At 52.8% G+C, this 24,641-nt stretch carries 23 protein-coding genes, 6 tRNA genes and 1 pseudogene; 4 read left to right on the top strand and 26 right to left on the bottom strand.

Translation table 11 applies throughout. The annotated features are described in order from the left end of the window. Window positions 1-9 precede the first annotated feature (9 nt). Window positions 10-366: an Asp23/Gls24 family envelope stress response protein gene (locus TPH_RS04975; RefSeq protein ID WP_015050100.1), complete on the bottom strand. Its 357-nt coding sequence runs from the start codon at window positions 364-366 to the stop codon at window positions 10-12. Between the two features lie 138 nt (window positions 367-504). Further along, window positions 505-2,409, bottom strand: a complete 1,905-nt coding sequence (gene thrS / locus TPH_RS04970) for a threonine--tRNA ligase (protein ID WP_201764533.1) — start codon at window positions 2,407-2,409, stop codon at window positions 505-507. A 655-nt stretch (window positions 2,410-3,064) separates the two neighbouring features. Between thrS and ligD the strand changes: the two genes are divergently transcribed. Continuing rightward, window positions 3,065-4,027, top strand: coding sequence for a non-homologous end-joining DNA ligase (gene ligD / locus TPH_RS04960; protein WP_015050097.1), 963 nt, complete (start codon window positions 3,065-3,067; stop codon window positions 4,025-4,027). A 33-nt stretch (window positions 4,028-4,060) separates the two neighbouring features. Beyond that, window positions 4,061-4,963 (top strand): annotated as a pseudogene (locus tag TPH_RS14680) (L,D-transpeptidase family protein); the annotation flags it as partial. A gap of 58 nt (window positions 4,964-5,021) precedes the next feature. Here TPH_RS14680 and TPH_RS15915 read toward each other — a convergent pair. From TPH_RS15915 to TPH_RS04870, 17 genes are all read right to left on the bottom strand, one after another. Continuing rightward, window positions 5,022-6,125, bottom strand: coding sequence for an FAD-dependent oxidoreductase (locus TPH_RS15915; protein WP_015050095.1), 1,104 nt, complete (start codon window positions 6,123-6,125; stop codon window positions 5,022-5,024). Between the two features lie 136 nt (window positions 6,126-6,261). Then, window positions 6,262-7,065 carry a sugar phosphate isomerase/epimerase family protein gene (locus tag TPH_RS04945; protein WP_015050094.1) on the bottom strand — a complete coding sequence of 268 codons (804 nt, stop codon included), beginning with the start codon at window positions 7,063-7,065 and terminating at the stop codon, window positions 6,262-6,264. A gap of 266 nt (window positions 7,066-7,331) precedes the next feature. Continuing rightward, window positions 7,332-7,420 (bottom strand) — tRNA-Leu (locus TPH_RS04940). Window positions 7,421-7,427: 7 nt separating this feature from the next. Further along, window positions 7,428-7,502, bottom strand: a tRNA-Cys gene (locus tag TPH_RS04935). A 531-nt stretch (window positions 7,503-8,033) separates the two neighbouring features. After that, window positions 8,034-8,108: transfer RNA gene (locus tag TPH_RS04930), tRNA-Gly, on the bottom strand. A gap of 5 nt (window positions 8,109-8,113) precedes the next feature. Beyond that, window positions 8,114-8,189 (bottom strand) — tRNA-Phe (locus TPH_RS04925). Between the two features lie 9 nt (window positions 8,190-8,198). Further along, window positions 8,199-8,276: transfer RNA gene (locus TPH_RS04920), tRNA-Asp, on the bottom strand. Window positions 8,277-8,310: 34 nt separating this feature from the next. Beyond that, window positions 8,311-8,387 (bottom strand) — tRNA-Val (locus TPH_RS04915). A 79-nt stretch (window positions 8,388-8,466) separates the two neighbouring features. Continuing rightward, complete coding sequence (gene speB, locus TPH_RS04910) at window positions 8,467-9,387, bottom strand: agmatinase (protein ID WP_015050092.1); 921 nt, start codon at window positions 9,385-9,387, stop codon at window positions 8,467-8,469. Then, a complete protein-coding gene (gene speE, locus TPH_RS04905; RefSeq protein WP_015050091.1) occupies window positions 9,377-10,231 on the bottom strand; it encodes a polyamine aminopropyltransferase in 855 nt (284 codons plus the stop codon). The genes speB and speE overlap by 11 nt, the downstream gene beginning before the upstream one ends. 65 nt (window positions 10,232-10,296) lie before the next feature. Further along, window positions 10,297-10,761 (bottom strand): pyruvoyl-dependent arginine decarboxylase, encoded by a 465-nt coding sequence (locus tag TPH_RS04900; protein ID WP_015050090.1) that lies wholly within the window; start codon window positions 10,759-10,761, stop codon window positions 10,297-10,299. A gap of 180 nt (window positions 10,762-10,941) precedes the next feature. Then, entirely contained in the window at window positions 10,942-11,763 is an 822-nt protein-coding gene (locus TPH_RS04895) for an ATP-binding cassette domain-containing protein (RefSeq protein WP_015050089.1), read from the bottom strand. Further along, the gene (gene cbiQ, locus TPH_RS04890) at window positions 11,748-12,554 is read right to left on the bottom strand and encodes a cobalt ECF transporter T component CbiQ (RefSeq protein WP_015050088.1); all 807 of its coding nucleotides are present in this window, start codon (window positions 12,552-12,554) and stop codon (window positions 11,748-11,750) included. The genes TPH_RS04895 and cbiQ overlap by 16 nt, the downstream gene beginning before the upstream one ends. A gap of 11 nt (window positions 12,555-12,565) precedes the next feature. Next, complete coding sequence (locus TPH_RS04885) at window positions 12,566-12,934, bottom strand: YlbF family regulator (protein WP_015050087.1); 369 nt, start codon at window positions 12,932-12,934, stop codon at window positions 12,566-12,568. 40 nt (window positions 12,935-12,974) lie between these two features. Further along, window positions 12,975-13,652 carry a LysE family transporter gene (locus tag TPH_RS04880; protein ID WP_015050086.1) on the bottom strand — a complete coding sequence of 226 codons (678 nt, stop codon included), beginning with the start codon at window positions 13,650-13,652 and terminating at the stop codon, window positions 12,975-12,977. An 18-nt stretch (window positions 13,653-13,670) separates the two neighbouring features. Further along, window positions 13,671-14,666 carry a sodium:calcium antiporter gene (locus TPH_RS04875; RefSeq protein ID WP_028991065.1) on the bottom strand — a complete coding sequence of 332 codons (996 nt, stop codon included), beginning with the start codon at window positions 14,664-14,666 and terminating at the stop codon, window positions 13,671-13,673. Between the two features lie 10 nt (window positions 14,667-14,676). Continuing rightward, complete coding sequence (locus tag TPH_RS04870) at window positions 14,677-15,438, bottom strand: histidinol-phosphatase HisJ family protein (RefSeq protein WP_028991066.1); 762 nt, start codon at window positions 15,436-15,438, stop codon at window positions 14,677-14,679. A gap of 176 nt (window positions 15,439-15,614) precedes the next feature. On the opposite strand from TPH_RS04870, the gene TPH_RS04865 reads away from it, so the two are divergent. Beyond that, window positions 15,615-16,904 carry a DUF1015 domain-containing protein gene (locus TPH_RS04865; RefSeq protein ID WP_015050083.1) on the top strand — a complete coding sequence of 430 codons (1,290 nt, stop codon included), beginning with the start codon at window positions 15,615-15,617 and terminating at the stop codon, window positions 16,902-16,904. Window positions 16,905-16,955: 51 nt separating this feature from the next. On the opposite strand, the gene mobB is transcribed toward TPH_RS04865, so the two are convergent. Both mobB and TPH_RS16180 read right to left on the bottom strand, forming a co-directional pair. Then, on the bottom strand, window positions 16,956-17,486 hold the full coding sequence (gene mobB / locus TPH_RS04860) for a molybdopterin-guanine dinucleotide biosynthesis protein B (protein ID WP_158502657.1): 531 nt from the start codon (window positions 17,484-17,486) through the stop codon (window positions 16,956-16,958). 439 nt (window positions 17,487-17,925) lie between these two features. Beyond that, window positions 17,926-18,072, bottom strand: a complete 147-nt coding sequence (locus TPH_RS16180; protein ID WP_015050081.1) for a DUF1540 domain-containing protein — start codon at window positions 18,070-18,072, stop codon at window positions 17,926-17,928. Between the two features lie 146 nt (window positions 18,073-18,218). Here TPH_RS16180 and TPH_RS04855 point away from each other — a divergent pair, with 146 nt between their 5' ends. Continuing rightward, window positions 18,219-18,701 carry a general stress protein gene (locus TPH_RS04855; RefSeq protein ID WP_015050080.1) on the top strand — a complete coding sequence of 161 codons (483 nt, stop codon included), beginning with the start codon at window positions 18,219-18,221 and terminating at the stop codon, window positions 18,699-18,701. A gap of 75 nt (window positions 18,702-18,776) precedes the next feature. Here TPH_RS04855 and TPH_RS04850 read toward each other — a convergent pair whose 3' ends face one another. From TPH_RS04850 to TPH_RS04830, 5 genes are all read right to left on the bottom strand, one after another. Beyond that, window positions 18,777-20,591, bottom strand: a complete 1,815-nt coding sequence (locus TPH_RS04850) for a methyl-accepting chemotaxis protein (protein WP_015050079.1) — start codon at window positions 20,589-20,591, stop codon at window positions 18,777-18,779. Between the two features lie 118 nt (window positions 20,592-20,709). Beyond that, window positions 20,710-21,201 carry a glutamine synthetase family protein gene (locus TPH_RS04845; protein ID WP_269077494.1) on the bottom strand — a complete coding sequence of 164 codons (492 nt, stop codon included), beginning with the start codon at window positions 21,199-21,201 and terminating at the stop codon, window positions 20,710-20,712. Window positions 21,202-21,379: 178 nt separating this feature from the next. After that, window positions 21,380-22,165 (bottom strand): acyl-CoA dehydratase activase, encoded by a 786-nt coding sequence (locus TPH_RS04840; RefSeq protein ID WP_015050077.1) that lies wholly within the window; start codon window positions 22,163-22,165, stop codon window positions 21,380-21,382. A gap of 2 nt (window positions 22,166-22,167) precedes the next feature. Next, on the bottom strand, window positions 22,168-23,457 hold the full coding sequence (locus TPH_RS04835; protein WP_148275847.1) for a 2-hydroxyacyl-CoA dehydratase subunit D: 1,290 nt from the start codon (window positions 23,455-23,457) through the stop codon (window positions 22,168-22,170). A gap of 60 nt (window positions 23,458-23,517) precedes the next feature. Beyond that, window positions 23,518-24,618 (bottom strand): 2-hydroxyacyl-CoA dehydratase subunit D, encoded by a 1,101-nt coding sequence (locus tag TPH_RS04830; RefSeq protein ID WP_015050075.1) that lies wholly within the window; start codon window positions 24,616-24,618, stop codon window positions 23,518-23,520. Window positions 24,619-24,641: the final 23 nt, after the last annotated feature.

The following is a 24,641-nucleotide window of genomic DNA, read 5'->3' as shown; positions in this document are numbered from 1 at the left end:
GAAGAACATTTACTTGATGATCCGTACCCCCACCACATTGACATTAACTTCTATCGCATGCAAACCGGTCATCTTTTCAACTTCGTAACGGACGGTCTCCATAACATTGCGGGCGACCTCCGCCATCTTTACTCCATAGCACATAACCACCCAGAGATCGATTTTAACGTTCGACCCCTCCTGCCTTACCTCAACCCCTTTATTCAAGTCATCTTTGCCCAGTATCTCCGAGACCCCCTGTCGTAGCCCCCGGGGAACCATCCCCACGATCCCGTAACAGCGAACTGCTGCGGCACCGGCGATGGTAGCCAGCGCTTCCTCGGTGATCTCAATCTTTCCGTAATCCGTTTGCTGGCTTTCGCCCATGATCATGGCCTCCTTTTCCGGACTGTTTCCGGCCAAGTCATATTATACAATATATTGCCACACATTGCCCAGCATTACGGCATTTTGGCAACAGATAGCTACCAGTATAACTATATTTTACCATTTAGTCCCCAACGCTTAGCGGGCTTTTCTGGCAATCTCATCCTTAATCATGGACGCGAAATCCTCCAACCGGGCCGCACCCTGGTCGCCATAACCTCTCCGGCGAACCCTGACAGTACGGGATTCAACCTCCTGGTCACCTACCACCAGCAAATAAGGCACCTTCTCCAGTTCTCCCTCCCTGATCTTATACCCTACTCTTTCATTGCGGTCATCCTGCTCTACCCTAATTCCCTCCCTCTCCAGGTAACCGGCTACCTCACTGGCATAATGGGTGTGGCGGGAGGCGACGGTAAGCACCTTCACCTGCACCGGAGCCAGCCAGACCGGAAATGCGCCTGCATAATGCTCCGTAAGAATACCGAGAAACCGCTCAATACTTCCGAAAATAACGCGATGGATCATCACAGGGCGCTTCTTGCTGCCATCCTCAGCGATATAAGTCAGGTCGAAGTTCTCCGGATTCACAAAATCAAGCTGAATGGTGCCACACTGCCAGCTGCGGCCGAGGGAATCCGTAAGGTGAAAGTCGATCTTCGGCCCGTAAAAGGCACCATCACCCTCATTCACCCGGTACGGAAGTCCCTTCTGCTCCAGGGCAGCGACCAAAGCCCTGGTCGCCGTCTCCCATATTTCATCCGAACCCATGGCGTTTTCCGGCTTTGTAGAGAGCTCCACCCGATATGAAAAACCGAACGTCCGGTAAAAGTCATCGATCATATCCATAACATTGATGATCTCATCGGTGATCTGTTCGGGCAGCATGAAGATGTGGGCGTCATCCTGCGTAAAGCAGCGCACCCGCATTAAGCCATGCAAGACACCGGAACGCTCGTGGCGATGCACCAGCCCAAGCTCCCCGATGCGCAGCGGTAATTCCCGGTAAGAATGCAGTCTTGTTTTATAATAGATCATCGCCCCCGGGCAGTTCATGGGTTTGACTGCATAGTCCTGCCCGTCGATCTGGAGAAAATACATATTTTCCTGATAGTGCTCCCAATGGCCGGATCGCTCCCAAAGGGCACGGTTCAAAATGATCGGGCTTTTGATCTCCAGATAGCCCCTCTTCCGGTGTTCCGAACGCCAGTAGTTTTCCAACTCCGTCCTGATGATCATCCCCTTAGGGTAAAAGAAGGGAAATCCCGGGCCCTCATCGGCAATACCGAAGAGGTCGAGTTCCTGCCCCAGCCTCCTGTGATCCCGCCTCTTTGCTTCCTCAATCCGTTGCAGGTATTCGTCCAGATCCTTCTTCTTGGGGAAAGAGGTGCCGTAAATCCGCTGGAGCATTTTGTTCTTTTCGCTGCCCTTCCAGTAGGCCCCGGCCACGCTGAGCAGCTTGACCGCCCCGATACTCCCGGTACTCGGTAGATGCGGCCCCAGGCAAAGATCGCAGAATTCCCCCTGTCTATAAACGGTTACTTGAACATCCGGTGGTAATTCTTTGATCAATTCCACTTTGTAAGGTTCATTCCGCTCTTCAAAAAGGGCAATGGCCTCTTCATGAGATACCTCCTCCCGGATCACAGGGTAATTCTCCTTGATAATCCTCTTCATCTCTTCCTCAATCCGCCCCAGGTCTTCTGTTGTGAAGGGATGGTCGGTGTCGAAGTCGTAATAAAAACCATCCTCAATGGCCGGTCCGATGGCCAGTTTCGCATCGGGAAAGAGCCGTTTCACAGCCTGAGCAAGCACATGAGAAGAGGTATGGCGGTAAACAGCCCGCCCCTCCTCTTCGGCAAAAGTAAGAAACTCCACCCTTTTACCGGATTCGGCAAGACAGCTAAGATCCTGCAAGTCCCCGTCCACCCTGGCGGCAACCGCTTCCCTGGCCAGCCTTCTGCTTAAACCAGCGGCCACATCCCCCCAGGTGCTTCCCCAGGGTACTTCGCAACTGCTTCCATCCTTTAAAATAACAGTTATCATCCTCTGAGCTTCCTTCTGCTCCATCGCACTACTTACCTCCCGGCTATTCTTTTATAAAACGTTCATCCTCCGGCATAACACCCGAAGGACGGTGGTTTTGACGAAGACAGCCTTCCCGTATTTCATCAAAAAATCCCGTCCCATTCAGGGACGGGATATACCCGCGGTTCCACCCCGGTTAGCAGAAGACTTCTTCTGCTCACTCAAGATGCACCTTTAACGGTGTGCCACCGGGCGACGTACCTGCAGGGCGGTCTTCCCCAGACCTTTTGACAGGGGCGCTTCCAGCCGCGGCACCCCCTCTCTGTGACCAGTATCTAGGTACTCTTCCCTACCGTCGCCTGATCGTAATCGCCCTTTCTCGGCTCCTTGTGTGCAATTGTACAGCACCCGAAAAACCTTGTCAACAAATTGAGAGCTGTCTGTCCTTCCCTCCGTCCCCCAGGATTTTTTCACCCTGCAGCACCATCCGCTTCCCTGCGCAGTTCCAGCCATTGCCGTCTGGAGGAGCGGAATCTCCATTCCGAATACCTCTAACTCTTTTGGGAGAAACTAAGAGAGCCTTCAAAGCATTTTCTATTGCAAAGAAAAAACTCGACGACCGCCCGGATTATACACCTAAGGTATCCAACCCGCCCAGCAAACGCTTTCGGTGGTGATCAAACTGGAATGGACGGTCGGCAATGTTAAACCCATGGAACCCCAACCGTACCCCGAGCCCTTCGATTCCAGCAACCATTTTTTTGAAATCAAATGGGACGGGATGCGCCTGCTCGCATTTATCAAAGATAAAGAGGTGCGCTTGCAAAACCGCAACCTCCAGGAGCGTACCACTTACTTTCCGGAGCTAACAGAACTCTACCTGAGCTTTAAGGCTCGAAACGCCGTAATCGACGGGGAACTGATTGCCCTGGCCGGTCACAAACCCAGCTTCCCCCTCTTGATGAAGCGCATTGCAGGATCACCGGCAACGGCAGCAGCAAGGTCACACCTGATCCCGGTTATCTACATCCCGTTCGACATCCTGTTTCTGGAAGAAAAAAGCGTTACGCAATACGCATTTACAGAACGCAGAGAGATGCTGGAAGGCATCTTTCAAGGTGGAGAACACTGCGTTCTCTCACCCCTATTCCGGAAAGAAGGACGTTCCCTTTTCCAGATGGTCAAAGCTAAAGAACTTGAAGGTATCGTTGCCAAAGACAGGTCTTCACCCTACCTGATGGGGAAGAAGAGCAGGTACTGGTTGAAGATCAAAAACCGCAGAAGGCTGGCAACGGTCATCGGAGGCTATGTGACCGCTTCCGGTTGTCTGAACAGCATTCTGGTCGGGTGCTATCGGGATCGACACCTGCATTACCTGGGCCGCGTCGGCAGCGGTTTAAAAAGAGCAGAAGCAGAACTCGTCTCCCTTCTCCCTTCCCTGGTCCGTGACAGGTCGCCCTTTCATCTTTCACCCAGGTCTACTCTGAAGGTGAACTGGGTGGAACCGCTTCTGGTTGCAGAAATCGAATACCTGGAATGGACGGCCGATCTTAAACTCCGGCAGCCGGCTTTTATAAAACTGCTCTCATTGCCCCCGGAATCCTGCCGGCTTGATCTCGATTCAAAAGAATAACATTTAACAAAATTAAAACAATATTATCAAGGGATGTGGTCAAAGTTGCTGAGAGCATCACTGACAGGTTTATTATTTCTGATTACATTGCTCTATCCTTTACAGGATCTCTGGGGAATGCCCTGCGCCTGCGGTGAATACAACAGGGTTTTATATGAAACAACTCCTCCCCTGCAGGGGGAGGATGTGCGCGAACTCCAAAACCGGCTCCAACAGCTGGGCTTTTTCACCGGAAGGTGCGATGGTGTTTACGACAGCACCACGGCAACGGCCGTTCGCAACTTTCAAAAAGCAAGAAAACAGCCGGTTACGGGAAGTGTTGACCATGCCACCTGGAAGGAATTGGGGAAAGGTTGCGAACACCAGGCTGCAACCGCGCCGCCCACCGCCCCCCGCAACGTCAACATCCTCGTCGATCTTGAAAAACTGACACTGACCGTATTTGACGGTGACCGCCCTGTTCGGGAGTATCCGGTGGCAGCAGGCAAGCCCAGTACACCATCACCTGTAGGGGAGTGGAAAATAATCGACAAGTCCTCTGACTGGGGAGGTGCTTTCGGGGTTCGCTGGATGGGGCTCAACGTGCCTTGGGGCAATTACGGCATTCACGGAACAAACAATCCCTGGTCTATCGGAACCGCTGCCTCCGCCGGATGCATCAGGATGTTCAACGAGGATGTTATTCAGGTCTATGAATGGGCTCCTGTCGGTACCAGGGTGAAAATTCAAGCCCCCCTGACCTGGCTGGCCGGTTCCAGGTACCGCCTCCTGAAAGAGGGAGACTGCGGTCCGGATGTCGTTTACGCTCAGCTCTTGCTCAGGGAAGCCGGTTTTAACCCTTATTACTGCGACGGTTGGTACGGGCATCTCACCGAATTCGCAGTGAAGTGTTACCAATTGCATAGGGGACTCCCCATTACGGGAAAAATCGATGAGAAAACCTTTGAGGATCTTGAGAGGCGCGCCGGTCTTCTCGAATCAGAAGAATCAGAGATCACCACTGGCCCCTCGTTAAACCGGATAAAAACCGCCGGCAGGTGCCGAAATTCCGCAACAACAGCGGAAGCCGGCGCAGCATTCCACGGAATCCAACCCGACTGTACTCTCCGGCAATCAAACCGGCCAGATCATCTAGGGCCTTCCGGTCAAGACCTCTCCAGATCTTACAAAGGCGCCTTTCCACTTCCCATTTCGGCTGCAGAAGGCGCCTGATCTCACCGGAGAAGTCACCTCTGCAACCGGCGGCTATCCATCGCGCCGCCAGTCGTCCGGTGATCAGCGCTGCGTCAATTCCTCCACCATGCAAGGGTGAGGCGCAACCTGCGGCATCACCTACCAGAAGGATGTTCCGGTAGGTGAGTTTCTCGAGGACACGGATGGGAATAATCCCCCCATGCTTCCTCAAAATCGTCCCCTTTATTCCCTCCTGGGCTATAAAACGATCGAGTCTTTGCCAAAGAGCCTTTCCCCACCCGACACCTTCACCCTCGGGAAGAAACGAACCCACACCGACGTTGGCAATTTCACCGTTCTTAGGAAAAACCCAGAAATATCCCTCATAATAGGGCAAGAGGACGAACTTTAAGCGCTTCCCCAGGCGGGAGAAGTCCCCTTTGATCACACACTGCGCAGTTACCGCACCATAACGCCTGTAGTAATCCCGAAACCCGTACCTGATCGAGGTAACCGACGGGACGCCGCCGGCATCGATCACCCAATCGTAACTTTTCTGCAGCTCCTCCAGATCATCTGCCGTAATCCTGGTGTTCTCAACGACTCTGACCCCCGCCTTCCTCGCCTGCCCGGCAAGGTGGCGCTGCCACTCCCCCCGGTCGATCATCCAGAGGGCGATTTTCCGGCAATCCACCCTGTATTCCCTGTTTACCTTGAGTATTGACTCATCCACCTTAAAGCGCATACCGGCTGGTGGCTTACCCAAAATTTGCAGTGAGTCGTAGAAACCCTCCGCGCACCTGATGTTCTCCCCGATCCGGTTCCGCTCGAATAAGTCCACATCCAATCCCAGCCTGGCGCCCTCCAATGCCGCAGCAAGGCCTGCAGGGCCGCCACCGATCACACACACCCTGCTAGCAGGCATCTCTTTTGTCGCCTCCCACTCACAGCGAACTCTGCTCCTGGTCTCCGATTATCCGGTGATAATCCCTTGCAATAAAACCAAGTGCAGCAAAGGATAGCACCTTCCCCCACAAACCCTAAGAACGAATCCTACTCTTTCAAGTGGTCAGGTGATGAGCAGCGAACTCCCCGTCAGTAATCATCTTTTTGAGCCACTGCAAGCCCTGGAATTGTTTCTCAAACTCATCGTTGACTTCACTGATCAGGTATAGCTCAGGGTAAGACGCCAGCTCTCTGGAAATCCTCAGGTAATCGATGTTCCCACAGCCGATCCCCAGATGGCCGTCATTTCTTCCGTTATTATCGCTGATATGTAAATAATACCCTCCGACCCTCTCTATCCATCGGCAGGGATGATAATCCGACAAGCAGTTGGCATGGCCGAGATCGATGCAGGAGCGAAAGTGCGGAGAATTGATAATTGCTATTAGCTCCGCAAAGGTCTCCGGATTCCGGTCGTAAACGTTTTCCAGGAGAATGGTCACACCGCTCCCCCTTATTTTATCCAAAAAAGCCGTCCAGAATTTAACATTATCATCCAGCCACATCCGATCGTACCCCTGATACCCCGTTGTGGTATCGTAGAAGGAATGAACTACCAGGTGCTGCGCCCCGATCTTTTGCGCCGCTTCAACACCCTGGAGGTACCGCCGTTCGGCTACTCCTTTGACCAGCTTATCAATACTGGTAGGCGCCAGGTTTAGATAGGGACCGTGAAGGGTTATTTCTCCCTCGAAACCCGCCAGCATCACTCTATATTCTTTGATCAACGCGGGATTCTCAAGGTTATCAGGCATAATAAAATCCTGCAACTCCAAAACATCAAAGTGGGAAAGGCAATAGTCGAGACTTTTCGTCAGCCTTTCCTTATAGGATCCCGTTCCTAACTTGATGCACCCCATGGGAACTCCTCTCTCAACAATGCCTTAGGCGATCAAACCAGCAAAGAACTGAAAATAACCCGTCACCAGTAAAATCCGGTTCAGAGGTATTGAACTTAGTATTATCTTCAGCCAGCAATTTTCCCTGCCGGCATACTTACCTAAACTTAGATGCAAAAAGGTAAGCATTCTTCTTCCTTAAGTAAATTAAAAAACCCTCCCCTGACGACAGGGAAGAGGGCTTCTCCATTGCCATACCTGCCTACAACGGCGGTCGCGCCAAAAAATGGTGCCGAGGGAGGGAATCGAACCCTCACGAGCCGCGAGGCTCCCGGGATTTTAAGTCCCGTGCGTCTGCCAATTCCGCCACCCCGGCATAAAAATGGAGGGCAAGACCGGATTTGAACCGGTGCATGGCGGATTTGCAGTCCGCTGCGTTACCACTTCGCCACTTGCCCTCGCTTTGGCACTTACTATTATATAACAAAATGCTGCTCGAGACAACACCTGATTTTGCGTCGGTAGGGAGTCGGGAACGAAGTCTGACAACCATTTTTGGTGTAGAGATTCGTTACAGGCGGCGGGGGTATCGGAAGCAGAGTCTCAATGGTTACGAGTACCGTTATCCTCTGATGAGGTTTTTGGGATCAAGGGGGAAGAGCGTTTTTGTCCCTTGATCCAGCAGATAACAGTAGAGCTTGCGGCGAAGATGTCCTTTAGAAATCAACACATTTCATGCACTCCCTGATCGAGTGGGTCTGCCGTCATGAAAGGCTCGCCAAGTCAGGCAAACAGGCGCTGTTCATGTTTCGCATGCAGGCGACTCTGCGGCAGGGATGCCATCACAAGAGCCGGTCGGCTAAAGTCTGCGACAAGCTTAGGGCGAGCCAAACTGAAGTCCGGGAGCAACGACAGGATACAGGACGTATTCTCACGGCAGCCATTCAAAGATAAAAGGCTCCGCACTTGTCTGCGGAGCCTGACTTTTCTGGAGCGGAAGACGGGATTTGAACCCGCGGCCCTCGCCTTGGCAAGGCGATGCTCTACCGCTGAGCTACTTCCGCTAATCTGGTGGCTCAGGGCGGAATCGAACCGCCGACACGCGGATTTTCAGTCCGCTGCTCTACCAACTGAGCTACCGAGCCGGATATGGTTGGCGGAACTGACGGGACTCGAACCCGCGATCTCCGGCTTGACAGGCCGGTGTGTTAGACCAGCTACACCACAGTTCCACATTAATCAATTTATCATCAAATATCATCTTCCTGGTGGGCGATGACAGGCTCGAACTGCCGACCTCCTGCTTGTAAGGCAGGCGCTCTTACCAGCTGAGCTAATCGCCCCCGCCACCGTTCATCAATCTTCAAGGCAAGCTTATTATAACATCCCATTCCAGGTACGTCAATATCAATTTGAACATAATCAATCAACAGATTTGCCGCCTTTTCTGTCCCCGGTCGGCGAATTCCGCCCCTCAACCCCCCGGGAAAAAGCCAGCAGAGCTTCCCTCACCAGTTTGGCGGCGAGGAGCGAGGTAATCCCGCTCCGATCGTAGACGGGAGCAAGTTCCACAAAATCGCAACCGACGATACGGCAGCCCTCTAAAAGCTCAAAAACACGAAAAAGTTCTTGAGGCGTCACTCCACCGGGCTCCGGCGTTCCCGTCCCCGGAGCGTAAGCGGGGTCAATGACGTCGATATCAACCGTCACATAAACAGGGTGCCCCTCTAAGGACTGTAAGCAGGATTCCAGACCGGGTAAGATCTCAAAGGGATAAAAAACGGTGCAGGATCTGCCATATTCAAACTCTTCTTTCGTCCCCGATCTGATCCCGAACTGGTATACATTGCCTGCTCCGACGATCTCACAGACCCTCCTGATCACAGTGGCGTGGGAGTACTTTTCCCCCAGGTAGTCGTCGCACAGATCGGCATGGGCATCGAAATGCAGAACCTTGAGGCCGCTATATGCCTCCGCCAGCGTTTTGACTACCGGAAAGGTGATCAGGTGTTCCCCCCCGAGAAATACCGGTATTTTTGCATCGGCCAGCAGCACCCTGCAGAGGGCCTCAATCCTCTGAAAAGCTACCTGGAGATTCCCGAAAGGCAGGGCCAGATCCCCGCAATCAAAGATTAAGTGGTCGTTTAAATCTTCCCGCAAATAGGGGCTGTACTCTTCCAGCCCCTGGGAGGCCGCTCTTATTGCCTGGGGCCCTTCCCGCGTTCCCGGGCGAAAGCTTACCGTGAGCTCCAGAGGCAATCCCGCCAGGACCAGCCGGGCCTCTTTATAGGAACCCTTGGCGGCCAGATATTGCCATTCCCGCACACAGAGCTCATTTAACATCACCCGGCCGTACCTCCCCGTCGAGGAGTTTGCGCACAAAATTCGGCAGTTGAAAGGCCGCCTTATGGACACCCGCATTGTAGTAGCGCAGCGACCCCTCAAGACCACTTTCCCGGAGAGGCAGTTCCGGGTCGTAATGCTTGGAGCCGATAGTAAAACTCCAAAGCCCGCTTGGATAAGTGGGGACAGGCGCCAGGTAAAGTCTCGCCATCGGGAAGATACCCCTCACCTCCCGATAGACCCGAGCGATCAAATCGGAGTTGACAAAGGGGGATTCGGTCTGCGCGGCGAAGATCCCATCCGGGCGTAGGGCTCGTAAAACCCCCTCATAGAACTCCCGGCTAAAAAGCCGCGCCGCCTGCCCGATAGGCTCCGGCGCATCGACGAGTATTATATCATACTCCGCCTGTCGGCCCAAAAGATAAGTTACTCCGTCTTCAAAAAGCACCTCCATCCTCTGGTCGTCAAAGGAACAGGAAACCTCCGGCAGAAAGTGCCTGCTGACATCCACAACCCGCCGGTCGATTTCCACGAGGGTAACCTTTTCCACCTGAGGATGGCGCAGCACCTCCCGGGCAGTGCCTCCGTCACCCCCGCCGACGATCAAGACATGGCGCGGAGCGGGGTGGCTGTGCAAGGGGACATGGGCCAGCATCTCATGATAGATGAATTCATCACCGATGGTCAACTGAACCATCCCGTTCAGGACTAGCATGCGCCCATACTGCTCGGTATCCAGAACCGCTATTTCCTGAAAAGGAGTTTTCTCCCGGTGGAGGGTTTGCAGTACTTTGCAGGTAATTCCCAAAGCCGGTGTCTGCTTCTCAGTGAACCAGAGTTCCATCTGCCTTTTTCTCCTTGCGCTATTAATGCGTTAGAATTTTGAGTTTATAAATCAATCAGGCTGGTTCAATACCAGAGCGGCACAGCTGCAAAAACACACCCGCAGCGGACAACACGGTGTTCGACGCCGACAACCTTGATCTCCTTTAAAGGCATTTCCCGGTAGCGAAAAGCCTCGATCACCATTTCCCTCACTTCACGCTCGGCTTCCTCCTGGCTGCAGAACCCGGAAAATTCCATGATCACCCCGAAACTCCCGGCGTCAGGCCCAACCCCTACAGCAACGGCAGCCGCAATAAGGGCACCCGGTTCGGTGCTGGAAAGACTTCCATAGGCAATCGGGACCAGAGACCCGGGGGGAATGTTCAACTTTTCCCTGTACTCGGCACCCGGCGGCAGGATGCTGCTCACCCTGACGAGGTTAACATTTCCGATTCCTGCCAGGAGAAGTGCCCGGTCAAAGGCTGTAAGTTCTTTTTCTCCTTCCGCTGCTGCTGCTACTAGTGTATAACTCTTCGGCGTCGGCAGCATCTCTATCACTTCTCCCCTCTCTCCCTGAATTCCGGTTCCTCTCCTGCGCTTGCCCCGGGCACCCTTAAACACCAACGAACGTCGGATAATCAGAGGTGGATAGTCGAATAAGGCCCGTGGGCAAGAGCGCCTCCCCCGAAATTACACGCTGAGCAAAACTAGAGAGATTATAACAACATTTTATATCCCGGTCAATTTCCGGAGCACCTTTTTTCCTTCGGCAACAGTGCGAGGAAGCAACTGTTTGTTGCCTGTTATGAAGTCCTGAAAAACCTGACTTACCAGAGGAAACCGCAATCCCGCCGCCTGAACCAGCTCCTCGTTAACCAGGAGGCAGGTGTCCCCCTGTGCCAGTACCCGCCCCTCCTTCAACAGGATGATTGAGGTTGCCCATTCCGCAGCCATGTCCACATCATGGGTGGCAATAATGACAGTCTTCCCCTCCCCATGCAGCCCCTCCAGGATCTTCAATAGAGCTCTCTGCCCCGCCGGATCGAGGAAGGCCGTCGGTTCATCCAGAACAACCACATCCGGGTCCATCGCCAGCACTCCCGCTATGGCCACGCGCTTCTTCTGACCATAGCTGAGGTGATGTGGAGCGCGGGAGCGGTATTCCCACATTCCTACGGCGTGGAGGGCTTCCTCAACCCGCCTTTCTATTTCCTGACGCTCCAGACCTAGATTGAGGGGGCCGAAGGCCACATCATCCCATACTGTGGGGGAAAAAACCTGGTCATCGGGGTCCTGGAACACAAGCCCCACCTTCTCCCGTACCCGGTGTTCGTTGTCCCGGGTTACCACTTCACCCGCCACCCGTACCGTACCCTGCTGGGCAAGGAATATCCCGTTCAGATGGAAAAGCAGTGTCGATTTGCCGGCACCGTTGGGGCCGAGGATGGCCACCTTTTCTCCTTCCCCGATGCTCAGGGAAACCCCCTTTAAAGCAGGTGTCCCATCATGATAATAAAATGATAAATCCTCAATTTCTAATAATGCAGCCATCCCCACCATCCCCGATCAATAATCAAACTCACAATCCCGTAAACGACAAGTGCCGTACCGATAGCGAAATCTTTCGAAGAAACTTGCAGGTCATCCAGCACCCTGACCTCTCCTCGATACCCGCGCGCCAGCATGGCGTAATAAATCCTTTCCCCCCGATCATAGGAGCGGATAAAAAGAACCCCCATCAATCCACCGAGAGTGCTGAATGTCTGCCTGTTCCAAAAATTTTTACCAGGCCGAAAATTCCTGGAGCGCCGCGCCCTGCTCATGCGAATGACTTCATCGTAAAGCACAAAAAAATAGCGCAGCGTAAACTGAATGAGCTGGATAAAGATCGCCGGTACTTTCAGGTCGATCAGGGAGCGCAGCAGTATATGGAATGGAGTAGTAAAGGTTACCAGGATAATGATCAGCGCCGCACAAAGAAGTCGCAGGAAAAAGAGCCCGCTTGCCTGCAGTCCCTGGAGGGTATAGTTCAGAGTAATACTTCCCGCGTTTAGCGAAAATAAAGGGATGCCCGGCCGGGCAAAGGGGAGAAAAAGGCATAAAACAACGACGATCGGTATAACAAATCCGAGTCTCATGAGAATTCGTCCAGCAGGAAGCCGGGCCAAAAAGGTGAGCAAAAAGATCCCACAAAGAGTAAACCCCAAACCCGTCGGAGTCTTCAAAGAAACGGCCACAACGAGCAAGAACAGACAACTGATAATCTTGGCCCGAGGGTCGAAGCGGTGAAAAAATGACTGGAGATGCGCGAATTCATCCAGGTGAATGTGCGCCCTGTCCAAGAAACGCCCCCCTATTCCTCTTCCTTCCGGAAGATCTCCTCATTTCCCTGAAACCATTCGGAAAGGGCATCCGCCAGGATCTTTTGGATATCCATCATCACCCGGCCGAAGCGGTATTCGGCGGCAAGGTAATCCTGCACTGTGGAGTTGGCACCCACCAGTTCGGCCAGCTGCTGAAAACGGCGCTTTGTTAACTCATCAACTTCCTCTTTCAGAGCGCGTGCTTTCTCCATCTCCCACTGGCACCGTCTGAAATCCAAGAGCATCTCTTTATTTTTAGGATCGGACTCCAGCTTTTTTCTCGCCTCCAACAAGTTACGATATTCTTCCGACTGCTTTAGAGCGCGAGCCAAGCTGTGGGCATGATCATAAACATTCATTTAAAATACCTCCCTTCGCAATCTCCCTTTTAATCTCCTTTTAAAACAATTGCACCGCCGCCTGAAAACCCTGAAAAGTAAAGAGTAAGGCCAGGACAACCACAAGAAGACCGCAGACAGCCATGATCCACCTGTAAACGGGAACGCTCAAAAACTTCTTTCCTGTGGCGATGAGAACGGCTACCAGAACGTACCAGGCAAAATCCGCCAGAAAATGGCCGGAATAGAACAAACCAATTCCAACCCATCCGAATTTCAAAGCCTGAGTCACATAGAGCATACCGATGGTCAACCACCAGATTATCCAGGTGGGATTGGCCATACTGACGACAATACCCGCACCCAGAATGCGCCAGAAGGCACTTTGTTGATGGCATCCGCCACCAGTACCAGACACCCCTTCTCCCGTCAGAGCAAGATCCTGCTTTTCCTTCAATGCCCCGGCAATCATATCAACTCCCATCAGTAACAAAACCAATCCCCCGGCAACACCCACCACGGCGCTGATCCACTGTGCCTGAAGTACTCTGCCCAAGCCGAGAACGAAAAGCCCGATCAGGAGAACCTCAGTAAGACCGTGTCCTATAGAGATAAACACTCCGGCAGGCCATCCTTCCTGCAAGCTTTCTTTAACGGTTACTGCCAGCATTGGACCCGGCATCATGGCACCGGACATGGCGATAAGAAAAGACGTTAAAAAAATGAGAGTCAACTCCATAAACAACACCTTTAAACTTTAAACTATAGTAAATAACAGAAAGATGACATAAAACAATCCACCGGCCAGGAGGGCATAGGCATTGAGCTTTTTCAGCGTCGCCAGGGAAAGAAAGACCAGTCCGGCGGAGACATAGGTCAAGAGCACAGGAACCAGAGCACCGAAAACGAAATGCCAGTCTGTAAAGAGGATCCCGATGCTCGGCAGAACCACACTTTGAAAAACCATGGCTCCGGTGATATTCCCGATTGCCAGGGTATCTTTCTTCTGTGTGAGCCAGATGATGCTGTTGAACTTCTCCGGTAGCTCTGTTGCTATAGGAGCGATGATCAGCGACAAGATAAAGGAAGGGATCCCGATCATCTTAGCTATTACCTCGACATTATCCACAAAAAGATCGGCACCTGCGATCAGCACCAGCAAAGCGAACAATACCTGGATGATAATCAGCAGCAAACGGGGATTTCTTCTGGAAGAGCTGAAATACAAAGGGTGGAGCTCGGAGTCATGGCCCGTCGTATGGCCTATCCTCAGCGTCAGCCAGACATAAAAACAATACCAGGCGAGCAGAAAAACGGCGATCAGATTCTCGAGCAGTTCGTTGTTGATAAAGGCCGCACCGATACCCAGGCTGTATCCCACAAAAAAGAAAGCCAGATCCCGCCTGACCACCCGCTCGTCAACGATGAGAAATGGAAAATCAAGGCGCTGGCGGGCTTCCAGAACCACCACAAGACCGCTGATAAAAAAGGCCAGGGTGCTCAACATGAAAGGTGCCCCGATGATCGCCCCCATGCCGATATGCTGCTGTTCCAATCCTTTTCCGAAAAGAAAGGCGATCAAGGGAATAAGGGACTCCGGCATCGCCGTCCCAACTGCAGCCAGAATACTGCCGACGGCCCCTTCGGTCAGCTTCAGGCGCACTCCAAGCCATTCCACGCCGTTGGTAAAGATCTTCGCCGCAAAAAGAATCATGCCGAGGCTTAATATGAGCAAGAGGAAAGCCAATCGCATCACTCCACAGCTAAATTGAAATAAGACTTCGCACCCTTTGTGAAAAAACCGCTATCTTGCGGTAGCCGACACGGAATAAAAGCTCATAAGCCTTAGCGAAATCTCTCCCCACATCACCGGCGGTATGGGCATCAGAACCGACGGTTACCGGAATATCCAATTCATAACACCTCTCCAGCAACTCCCGGGAAGGATAGATCTCGGAACATGGTTTGCGCAGTCCTGCAGTGTTGACTTCTACCGTCAGGTTCGCCTTCTGGACTGCTCTGATCGCTCGTTCAGCATAATCGGCGATCCTCCCTGCCGGCCGATAGCCGAAGACCTTAATCACATCCAGATGTCCTACTATATCGAAGAGCCCGGACATAGCCAGCTTTTCCAACACTAAGAAATATTTTCGATATAATTCATCGGCATCCCAGACGCGGTAAACCATCTCATACGCGGGATGATCGAACATCCAGGCATCCAGATCGTGAACAGATCCTATCAGGTAATCAAACCTGTGCCTTGCAGCAATCTCCGCGATCTCCCTTTCTCTGCCAGGTCGGTAGCTGATCTCCAAACCGAGTCTCACTTTAAGGGAAGGGAAGCGTCGCCTCACTGCAGCAATGCTTGTCTCATCCACACCTGTAAGAAACTCCTCATGATCGGAAAAACCGATCTCGCAAATCCTTTGGGCCCTGGCACTTGATAAAAATGAAGAAAGCTCCTCTTCGGTGTAGCGCCCTCCTCCATGGCCCAGAGGATGAGTGTGATAGTCTACGTACATAAAACTATTCACCGGCATTCGTTATTATTAGAGTTCACCACGGACAACCCACATAAAAAATTAAAACACGAAAAGCCCAAAGTTGCAATCTTCGCCCCGCCGGAATCAATACAGACTCCTTGTATCCCGGGTGTAAAAAAGATAAAATGAAAGAACAACAGACGAGGGGTGAGAAAATGGCAACTGTCATCCCATTTCGGGGAGTTCGCTACAATCCGCAAATTATTAAAGACCTGGCAGCGGTAGTCACGCCACCTTACGATGTCATCGACAGCGCTGCCCAGAAAAAATACTATGAGAAAAGCCCTTATAACATCATCCGTCTGGAGCTCGGATACAGCTTCCCCACCGATACGGAAACAAATAACAGGTATACCAGGGCTGCTAAGGATTTCCGGCAATGGCTGCAAAACGGCGTCTTGCTCCGGGAAAAAGTGGAGTCGATTTATCTCTTAGAGCAGGAGTTTACGGTAGGAAGCACCGTTTATCGCAGAACCGGCTTCTTCTCACGGGTACGACTGGAAGAATATCAAAACGGCAAAATCCTGCCCCACGAAGAAACCCTGGTTAAGCCAAAAGCCGACCGGCTATCCCTGATGACGGCCTGCATCGCCAACTTCAGCTCGGTTTTCGCTTTTTACGTCGACCCCGACCGGAAACTGGATCGGGAATTCACCCAGGTCAAAGAAACAATAGCACCCGATCAGGTGTTAACAGATGAAAATGGAGAAAAACACCGCCTCTGGGTGCTGACAGATACCGCTCTGCACAGAAAAATAACGGATAAATTGGCCTCTGAATCCCTCTACATTGCCGACGGTCATCACCGCTATGAAACGGCCCTGGAATTTAAACGCATAACAAAGGGAAAGTACCCCGGCAGCGATTACATCCTCATGTACCTTGTTAATGCCTGCGACCCCGGTATGGTCATTCTTCCAACCCACAGAGTCGTTCACGACCTGCCCGACTTCGATCTGTCACAACTCAAAAGACAACTCACGGCCGATTTTGCGGTCGAACAAATACCGCGGTCATCCCTAATGGATGTCTTAAAAGAACGGCGGCAAGAAGGCAGGATCTCCTTTGTCATGGCAACCCCAGAGCCTGCCGCTTATTTGCTGACAGTGCGCGACACAGACAGTGTCCAGGCCCTGCACCCCGACAAATCCCGCACCTGGTGCAGCCTGGACGCGGCAGTCCTTCAGACCCTGATCTTCCAGAAGCTGTTAGAAATGAGCAGCGACCAGATTTCCCGACAGGAATTCATCTCCTATACCAGAGATGAAGCTAAAGCCCTGAGAGCCGTTGACGAAAATAAAGCGCAACTCGCCTTCTTGCTCAACCCTACCAGGATAGAACAGATCGTCGAAGTAGCCCTGGCAGGAGAGAAAATGCCGCAAAAGTCCACTTACTTTTACCCAAAACTCCCGACAGGGCTTGTTATTAACGATCTCAGTGTCTAAGAAGACTTTGCTCCGGAAAGTAATTTAAGAGGAGAGGCGACAGGTTTCAATTCACTTGAGAGAAAAGCGCCTGACCAGGAAATCCGCCAGCCTCTCCACTTCATCCGGGGTAAAAGTTGGTATCTTTTCTTCAGAAGGGCAGTCGCTGACAACTGCAATCAGGTCACTTCCCAGATTCAGCCTCTGAGTGGTATAGCCCTTTCTCAGCACCTCGATTTTAGGGCCCGCTTGTTTTTTAAAGCCTTCGACAATTACCAGATCGACATCATTCTCTATCCTCTTAATGATATCCGGTAAAGCAGGTTCCTGCCGGTAAAAACTGTGATGGGTAAGTGACTCCGGCCCCACCACAACGACCTCATCCACCCCTGCCCGGCAGTAGCGCCAGGTGTCCTTTCCCTGGACGTCCGGCTCATATCCGTGGGGAGCATGTTTAATAACTGCGATCCGGTAATTCGACTTCTTGAGGACACCCACCAGCCGCTCTATCAACAGGGTTTTGCCCGTGTTGGAATTACCGACGATAAAAACAACCGGAACCAAATGAAACCTCCCCTTCCTGCTCACCAATTCGACCGGCAATTCCACTTCCGGCTCAACAAATGCCAGTTTTCCAAAAGACTGCCATGAAAATACGTTTCGGTTTATCCTTGCGCTTGCTCCCGGAATCCGGTTTAACTCGCCCTAACACTCGTCGATAGATAAGCAGCCGACCGGCTCCTATGCGCCTTCCCTGGCGCAGAGTCGCCTATCTCGACATCCTATCTCGATTCGGCTGCTCGCTATGCTCCTTCGTCAAGGGCGAGTAACAACCTCCGTCAGGTCGCTGCGCCGACAAGGATAAACCCTTTTTTCGTTCCTCTGTTGGTGCCGCCGATGGCGGCATGGTGGTCTACGGGAATAAAATCGGCCAATCTCGATCTTACTCGAAAGGGGAAGGTTTCACAAGGTCTGCTGAGGGAAAGGCGCAGTAGAGCGGAAAATATAGGGCGCGCCTTTAGGTCGCGCCCTAAATAAATCGTTAACTGCGCTTAAAGGTCTCACACTTTGTCTGATCGGAGGAATCGGCATCACTCGTGCCGTTACGGTCAACCTGAATCATAGGAGCACCGCATTTAATATTCTTATTATAGACACATTCGGTAACATTGCATTTTATTTCCGGCATCGCTGTCACCTCCTTGACCGTTATTCTCCCCCATCGTCGTGATTTCTATTCCCCCTTCGAAGTCCCCCGAATAAATTTCACCATCCCCCTGCATAATAATAAGGGTTTCATAAAAACAAAACATTTTTAAGACGGAGGTGGGAAGAATGGGATCTGTCGTTCTCGGCGTCTTCGATACCAGGGAACAGGCAGAGCAGGCAGCTTCAAGATTGCGAGATCAGGGCTTCCATAAGGACATCTCCATCGTAGCCAAAGAGGAGAAAGCAGAAAGACAAGAAGAAGGCGAACTCCGCATGGGTGGGGATGATACGGCTGTTGAAGGAATTACAACCGGAGGCGTTCTCGGAGGCATTGCCGGTCTGGCCGCTGGAGCTGGAGCACTGGTCATTCCGGGAATCGGTCCCCTAGTTGCCCTCGGCCCCATTGCCGGGCTGCTCTCAGGCGCAGCCACAGGAGGCCTGGCGGGTGGACTCCTCGACTGGGGAATTCCCGAAGAAGAAGGAAAGCATTACGAAGAAGATGTCCGGCAAGGAAAAATACTGCTCAGCGTTCAAGGGAGCGGTCCACGCCTGGATGAGGCAGCCAATATCTTGCGTCAGTCCGGCGCCCACGATGTCAAGGTCTTCTAAGAGTCAAGGGGAGGCTCAAGCCTCCCCTTAAATTTACTTGAAGAGCATAGATGCCTAGGGAGGCGTCAATTACTCCTACTCTGCATCAGACGATTCCGAGCCTTCTTCCTTCCGCTGCCGCTCTCCCTCCAAAGAAAGGGGCCCACCTTCTTCGGGCGCCGCTTTGTTATCCTTCCCCAGATCGCCATCCCCATCTGAGGACTTTTCAATCTTGAAGCGTTCGGTTAGTTTTTTCAATTCCCAAGCTATATCGCGCAGAGAAGAAGCGGCTGTAGCAAGTTCCTGCATATTAGCATTCTGTTCCTCTGTACCTGCTGCAACCTCTTCCGAGCTGGCAGCCGTTTCCTGAGCTATAGAAGCGATATTCTCCACAGCAGAAGCCGCCTGATTGGCAGCAAAGGTCATCTCCTGCATCTCTGCCGCCACTTCTCGGGCTCGCGCTGCCACGCTCTCGATAGCATCTCCGATCTCCTTAAAAGAAAGGCCGGCCTGCCGCACAACATCAATTCCCTGCTGCACTTCAACGGTGCCCTGTTCCATTGCCTGAACGGCTTTCTCAGTCTCCTCCTGAATTTCTCCGATCAGAAGGGAGATCTTCTCTGCGGCCTCCGCCGATTGCTCTGCCAGTTTGCGAACCTCTTCCGCCACAACGGCGAATCCTCTCCCCTGCTCACCGGCTCTGGCAGCTTCAATAGCAGCATTTAAAGCCAAAAGGTTGGTTTGATCAGCAATCTCCGTGATCACAGTTACAATCTGGCCGATTTCCTGTGATCTCTCCCCGAGACTTCTGACGGTTCCCGCAGAAATGCTTACTGCACTGCTGATCGCCTGCATCTGCTCCACAGTTTGAGTAATCGCTCTGTTGCCATCTTCCGTCGCCCGGTCCGCCCTTTCCGAAGCAGCGGCAACGGCAGTAACACACTGATTCACCTTTTGAACGCGGGCAATCATACCCGCCAGGCGGTTTGAGGTCTCTTCAATGCTCTTGGCCTGATTATCGGTGCCGCTCGCCACCTGCTCAATAGCAGCAGCGATCTGTTCCGTCACCTTAACAGCTTCACCCGTCCCGATACTGAGCTGTTCTGTAGAAACGAAAACGCTCTTCACCAACTCCACGACCTTAGTCAGCAGCTGTCCCAGCAACTCCATCATCTGATTGAACTTCTCACCTGTTTCTTCGAATTCATCCCGCGTCCGGATCGCAGCCCGGACGGTAAAATCCCCGTTCTGAGCCTCATTCATGACATCTGCGAGCTGATGGAGCGGCCTGCAGATGTAACCCGCCAAAAACCAGGATATGAGCGACATTCCCACTAAACCCAGAAGGGCAAAGCCGCCCAGTTTTAATGCAAAATCCACTGCCATCGCCCTGTAGGGGGTATCGGGTACTCCAACATACCAGATCCCGATGACCTGACCCTTGCTATCCCGAATGGGCTGATATGCCGTATGGTTGAGGGTTCCCACCACATCTGCTTTTCCAATGTACGTTCTCCCCTCATCCAGTACCGTCTTCTCCACTTCCGGAGCAACGGTAGTCCCTATTGCCCGTTCGCCGTCTTTGAAGACATTCGTGGCAACTCGAGTGTTGCCCTGAAAAATGGTCACCGTATCCCCAGTCAATTCACCTATTTTATCAACTGCCTGATTGTTGCCGTTCATCAGAGTATCTCCTTTATAAAGCTTCCCATCCCTGATCTCCCACGAACCCGGATATAGGAGATCCAGGTAGGCCTCTCCCAAAGCCAGATCGCTCTTTAATTTTTCATGAGAAGCTGCAGTCACCTTTCCGTACATGGTCAAGACACAGTAAAACCCCATTACAGCCGAAAACACCAGGAGCGATCCTGAGAGAAGCACCAGCAACTTCCACCGTAGCCGCAATCGCACCCCTATCTCCCCCCAAAGATAGTTCCTCGACCCCCTGTAAACTTACGGCAGAGAAAACTCTCCTGCCGTCATCCTCACCCTCCATTAAGCCCGCCCCGCCGAAAATGAGACAACAATCCTATCGAAAGCATATTCGACATATTATTGTAAATTCCTGCTTTTTTCGGTCAATGTTTGTTAATAACGGCAATTGGTAAAAATTAAGCCCCACGCGGGGCTTTTGCATGGGCCCGAATTCAATCTCGATTTCTAACTGACCGGCAGCGCCCACTTCGTGGTGGTGATACTTTACGGGAACGCCCAGCTTTTCAAGGCACAGACACATCTCATTTCTGAGATCCCGTGTTATATCCCAGGGCGCCGTCACGTGATAACCGCCGTGATGTGGGGTTTTATAACCCAGGTTCTGCCCTGAGTTATCCCCCATATTCCAGTTGGCCTGATGGGAATCGATTTCGAAAAAGGCGCGCTGAGGCAAATTCTCATAGGCAATATGGCTGAATACATAAAACTCAAACTCGGGCCCGATAATAAACTCATCGGCAACCCCCTGTTCTCTCATATCGCAGCACATTTTCTTTAAGGGCTCTTGCCGGGGAAGACCATAAATTAAAACGCCCTCAAAAGGGGGAAATTCCCTATTGAGGACTGACTTTACGTCTTACCGCCTGGTAAACACTTTTTTAAAACAGCATATTATTTCCTTATTTTTCCCTTCTCTGATCATGTTTTTTGTTATGAATTAAGCCGGACCAAATGTCAACAGGTCGAGCAAGAGTATACATAATTCATAATCCTCGTTTTTCCACCTTCATTCGGGCAATCAGCGCTGCCCCTAAAGCCCCCACAATCTGGGGCTCAGGAGGAACGACAACCTCCATTCCCAGCCTTTCCGTAAGCGCCTGGACAACCCCCGGATTCTTAGCGACCCCTCCTGTCATCATCACCCGGGGAGCCAAACCCAGCCGGTTGGCCATCGCCCCGATGCGGTCGGCAATAGCCCTGTGCAGACCCCGCACGATCTCCGAACGGGAAACACCCTGTGCGATCAAAGAAACCACCTCCGATTCGGCAAAGACCGTACACATACTGCTGATCGCCGCCGCCCCGGATGCTTTTTCATCCTCAGCCGCCAGATCCTCTATGGGAAGCCCCAGCCGTTCGGCCATCACTTCCAGGAAACGGCCGGTGCCTGCAGCGCACTTGTCGTTCATAAGAAAGTCAACAACGCTACCCTGTCCGTCCAGTTTGATCACCTTGCTGTCCTGGCCGCCGATATCGATGACCGTACGGACCTCCGGCGCCAGGAAGGCGGAACCCCTGCCGTGGCAGGTTATCTCCGTTACCTGCCCATCGGCGAACGGAACACTCATTCTCCCATAACCGGTAGCCACCACATAGGCTACATCCCTTGCATCCAGGCCTGCTTTCGCCAGTGCCTCTTTGTAGGCGTGCTCCACGGCCACCTGTGTCTGAGAACCGGTATTGACTATACTGTAAGCCAATACCTCTTCTCCCTCCAGCAGGACAGCATCTGTTGTCAACGACCCTACGTCAATCCCGGCGGTAATCATATTTATGCACCCAGCCTCCTTCTCTCCTCCAGCACCTCAAAAAAGGCCTGGAGCCGTGTCAGCATTCCAGCACCAGTCTCCGCCCTACCATCAAGGCAGTCCCCCTCCAGCAGAAGAACCGGAACTCCAGCCTCCTGAAGGGCGGCCTTCAGGAGCATCGATCCTCCCGTGCTCTGACGGCAGCCATGATGAGAAAAATGAACAACACCATCCACCCGAAACTTACGGGCGAGGTCTTTGACGGTCCTAATCCTGTAATCCAACGGTTTGTAATCGAAGTTAGCCATCACCTTCCGGGCCAGACTGAGAAAGGGCTGCTCTGGATCCAGGGGCGGCCAGTAGACATGGCTCATCTCTTCGCAAGCCAAAATGGCCCCCATCTCCTTTTCCACGAAATCCATCAACTCCCCGCTGTAGTAAGGCTTCAGATGGAGCCAGAGAATACGGAACCTCTCCCTTTGATCCGTGGGATGATTCTCCCCTATCTTTGCCGCCACCTCCCTCCTCAGGCAGGCGCTGATCTCCTCCGCTTCCCTGCTCCCCTGTCCGAGGAAGAAAAGGTAGATAAAGCCCAGCATGATATTCCCCGAGATGGGTGCCGGCACCTGCTGCCGCATCCTTTCCACAGCCTCCATATTCTCCCTGAAGGCGTTGCTAAAGCGGATGGCCTCTGCAAGCCGCGCATAATCGGGCTTTTGTCCGGCCAGTTCTGCCAAAGAGCGCCATATCTCCTCAAGTTGCCCCGCCACGTAAGCCTCCGCCTCCGGCAGGGGATGATAAGGAACGTCGAGGGTATAAAAAGGGGCTCCGTAGTATTCGGCCATATTCTGAAAGAGCAGCGGCGCCCCATCACACAGATGAGTGCTCGCCAGCAGCGCCACCGGGCGGGGCAGGCAATCACTATGGGCGGCACCGGCAATACAGCGGTGGAAAGAGCAGATATCCCTGCTGTAACCTGCTTCTTCACCTGCACTCAGCATCTCCGCCCCAAAACCCAGAGCAGCGATAAAGGCAGCGGCGATCTCCGGTGAAAAAGGGCAAAGCCCCAGGCTCCAGGCGATCTCTACCGGAAAGAAAGCGCTCGTCCAAACAACAGGCACCTTGCGGGAATAGGCATTTTCCGTCGCCTGAAGGGCGAAGCGCCCCAGCAAATAGGTGGACTGCCAGGAAAAGCTTTTCCTCCCCATTTTTAGAACACCGCCTAAAAGGCGATAGGAAAAAGGCGAAGAAAGCACCTTCCCCCATCGCTGGCGGTCCCTCAAGAGGTCACGAATAACCGACTTCCAGTCCAAGGTCAACACCACCGTTCTCGTGATTCACAACAAAATGCCGGAGGTTAGCCCAACAGGGCTTTACCCCACCATCTCCAGGAAGGCCTGAACCCGCGTTCTGGCCTGTTCCAATCCCACCCCCCGGTATTCGGTTTCCAGATAGAGCACCGGCAGCCCTTCATCTGCCAGGAACTGACGGATTAACGGAAACTGATACAGGTAACTGTCGCAGAACTTCAGAGCGTGGTAGACGACCCCATCCGGTCGACAGGACTCTAGCCGCTTCCGCAGCTGCTCCTTGTATTCCCCGGCGGACAGCATGCGCGGGCAGGGAACGCGCTCTAAATAGCCGCGGGCAAGGGCAGCAAAGGGGTCCGCTTCTTCGGCGATCTCCGGAAGACAGTACCGGTATCCCTGACAGAGATCATCCCCGACAATGTCAGCCCCCATTTCTTCAAACAGATCTAGATAAACTGAAGGAATAGAATTCCCCAGCACTAGAAGGCGCGGCCCTCCTGTAGAGCCCCGCCTTCGCATCCCCGACAGCAGCTTCTCCGCCCGAGAACCGGGAGCAGGGACCTCTCCGCCCAGCAACCCCTCAACTACACTCCGGAGAACAGGATAAAAATCGCTTTTTTTGCTTCTCCCGGCGGCGCGCACTGCTTCCAGCAAACCCGCTGCCCGAAGGCTCTCAGGGCGCTCCTGCTGGAAGAGGTAAATCCGGCGCAGGAGAGAGCGCACCTGCCGGTGTTCCTCCACGGCATTCCAGAATTTCCCTTCATCCCAAGTGACGCCATAAAAAGAGCTCAATTCCCGGACGAGATCGCGCAGGGATAAAGAAAAAGACACCCGGGCAGCCCTGTTGCGGAAGCCGCAAGTCCGGGGCAGGTCGAGCAGATAGACAAACAACCTCCTCTTTTGCCGGCAGGCGTTATCTTTAAAGCCGTTTGCCAGGTGCACCAAGGCATGGCAGGAGGCTGTTAGAACGATTCCCGACAGAGAAGAGTCTCTGAGCATCTCCTCCCCTTCACAGAAACACCCCCTCGCCAAGGGGCAAAAGTTCGCCGGAAAGTAAGATAAGGAAGCCGCTGCGGCTTGCCCAATGCCGTAGAGTCGGAAGGAATCCAGTCCCAAGGCAGAAAAAATCTCTTCCGGTGTATAGGCACAGATCCAACCCAGCATCTTTTCTTCTCCCATAAAACGCG

The organism is Thermacetogenium phaeum DSM 12270, from assembly GCF_000305935.1.
GTDB lineage: Bacteria > Bacillota > DSM-12270 > Thermacetogeniales > Thermacetogeniaceae > Thermacetogenium > Thermacetogenium phaeum.
This window is presented reverse-complemented; position numbering and strand designations above follow the sequence as displayed.

Bases quoted from the DNA above. Each gene is read 5' to 3' on its own strand.
- TPH_RS04975 (WP_015050100.1), bottom strand. From the start codon at position 366: ATGGGCGAAAGCCAGCAAACGGATTACGGAAAGATTGAGATCACCGAG.
- TPH_RS15915 (WP_015050095.1), bottom strand. From the start codon at position 6,125: ATGCCTGCTAGCAGGGTGTGTGTGATCGGTGGCGGCCCTGCAGGCCTT.
- TPH_RS04945 (WP_015050094.1), bottom strand. From the start codon at position 7,065: ATGGGGTGCATCAAGTTAGGAACGGGATCCTATAAGGAAAGGCTGACG.
- speB (WP_015050092.1), bottom strand. From the start codon at position 9,387: ATGTTAAATGAGCTCTGTGTGCGGGAATGGCAATATCTGGCCGCCAAG.
- speE (WP_015050091.1), bottom strand. From the start codon at position 10,231: ATGGAACTCTGGTTCACTGAGAAGCAGACACCGGCTTTGGGAATTACC.
- TPH_RS04900 (WP_015050090.1), bottom strand. From the start codon at position 10,761: ATGCTGCCGACGCCGAAGAGTTATACACTAGTAGCAGCAGCAGCGGAA.
- TPH_RS04895 (WP_015050089.1), bottom strand. From the start codon at position 11,763: ATGGCTGCATTATTAGAAATTGAGGATTTATCATTTTATTATCATGAT.
- TPH_RS04885 (WP_015050087.1), bottom strand. From the start codon at position 12,934: ATGAATGTTTATGATCATGCCCACAGCTTGGCTCGCGCTCTAAAGCAG.
- TPH_RS04880 (WP_015050086.1), bottom strand. From the start codon at position 13,652: ATGGAGTTGACTCTCATTTTTTTAACGTCTTTTCTTATCGCCATGTCC.
- TPH_RS04875 (WP_028991065.1), bottom strand. From the start codon at position 14,666: ATGCGATTGGCTTTCCTCTTGCTCATATTAAGCCTCGGCATGATTCTT.
- TPH_RS04870 (WP_028991066.1), bottom strand. From the start codon at position 15,438: ATGTACGTAGACTATCACACTCATCCTCTGGGCCATGGAGGAGGGCGC.
- TPH_RS04865 (WP_015050083.1), top strand. From the start codon at position 15,615: ATGGCAACTGTCATCCCATTTCGGGGAGTTCGCTACAATCCGCAAATT.
- TPH_RS16180 (WP_015050081.1), bottom strand. From the start codon at position 18,072: ATGCCGGAAATAAAATGCAATGTTACCGAATGTGTCTATAATAAGAAT.
- TPH_RS04855 (WP_015050080.1), top strand. From the start codon at position 18,219: ATGGGATCTGTCGTTCTCGGCGTCTTCGATACCAGGGAACAGGCAGAG.
- TPH_RS04840 (WP_015050077.1), bottom strand. From the start codon at position 22,165: ATGATTACCGCCGGGATTGACGTAGGGTCGTTGACAACAGATGCTGTC.
- TPH_RS04830 (WP_015050075.1), bottom strand. From the start codon at position 24,618: ATGCTGGGTTGGATCTGTGCCTATACACCGGAAGAGATTTTTTCTGCC.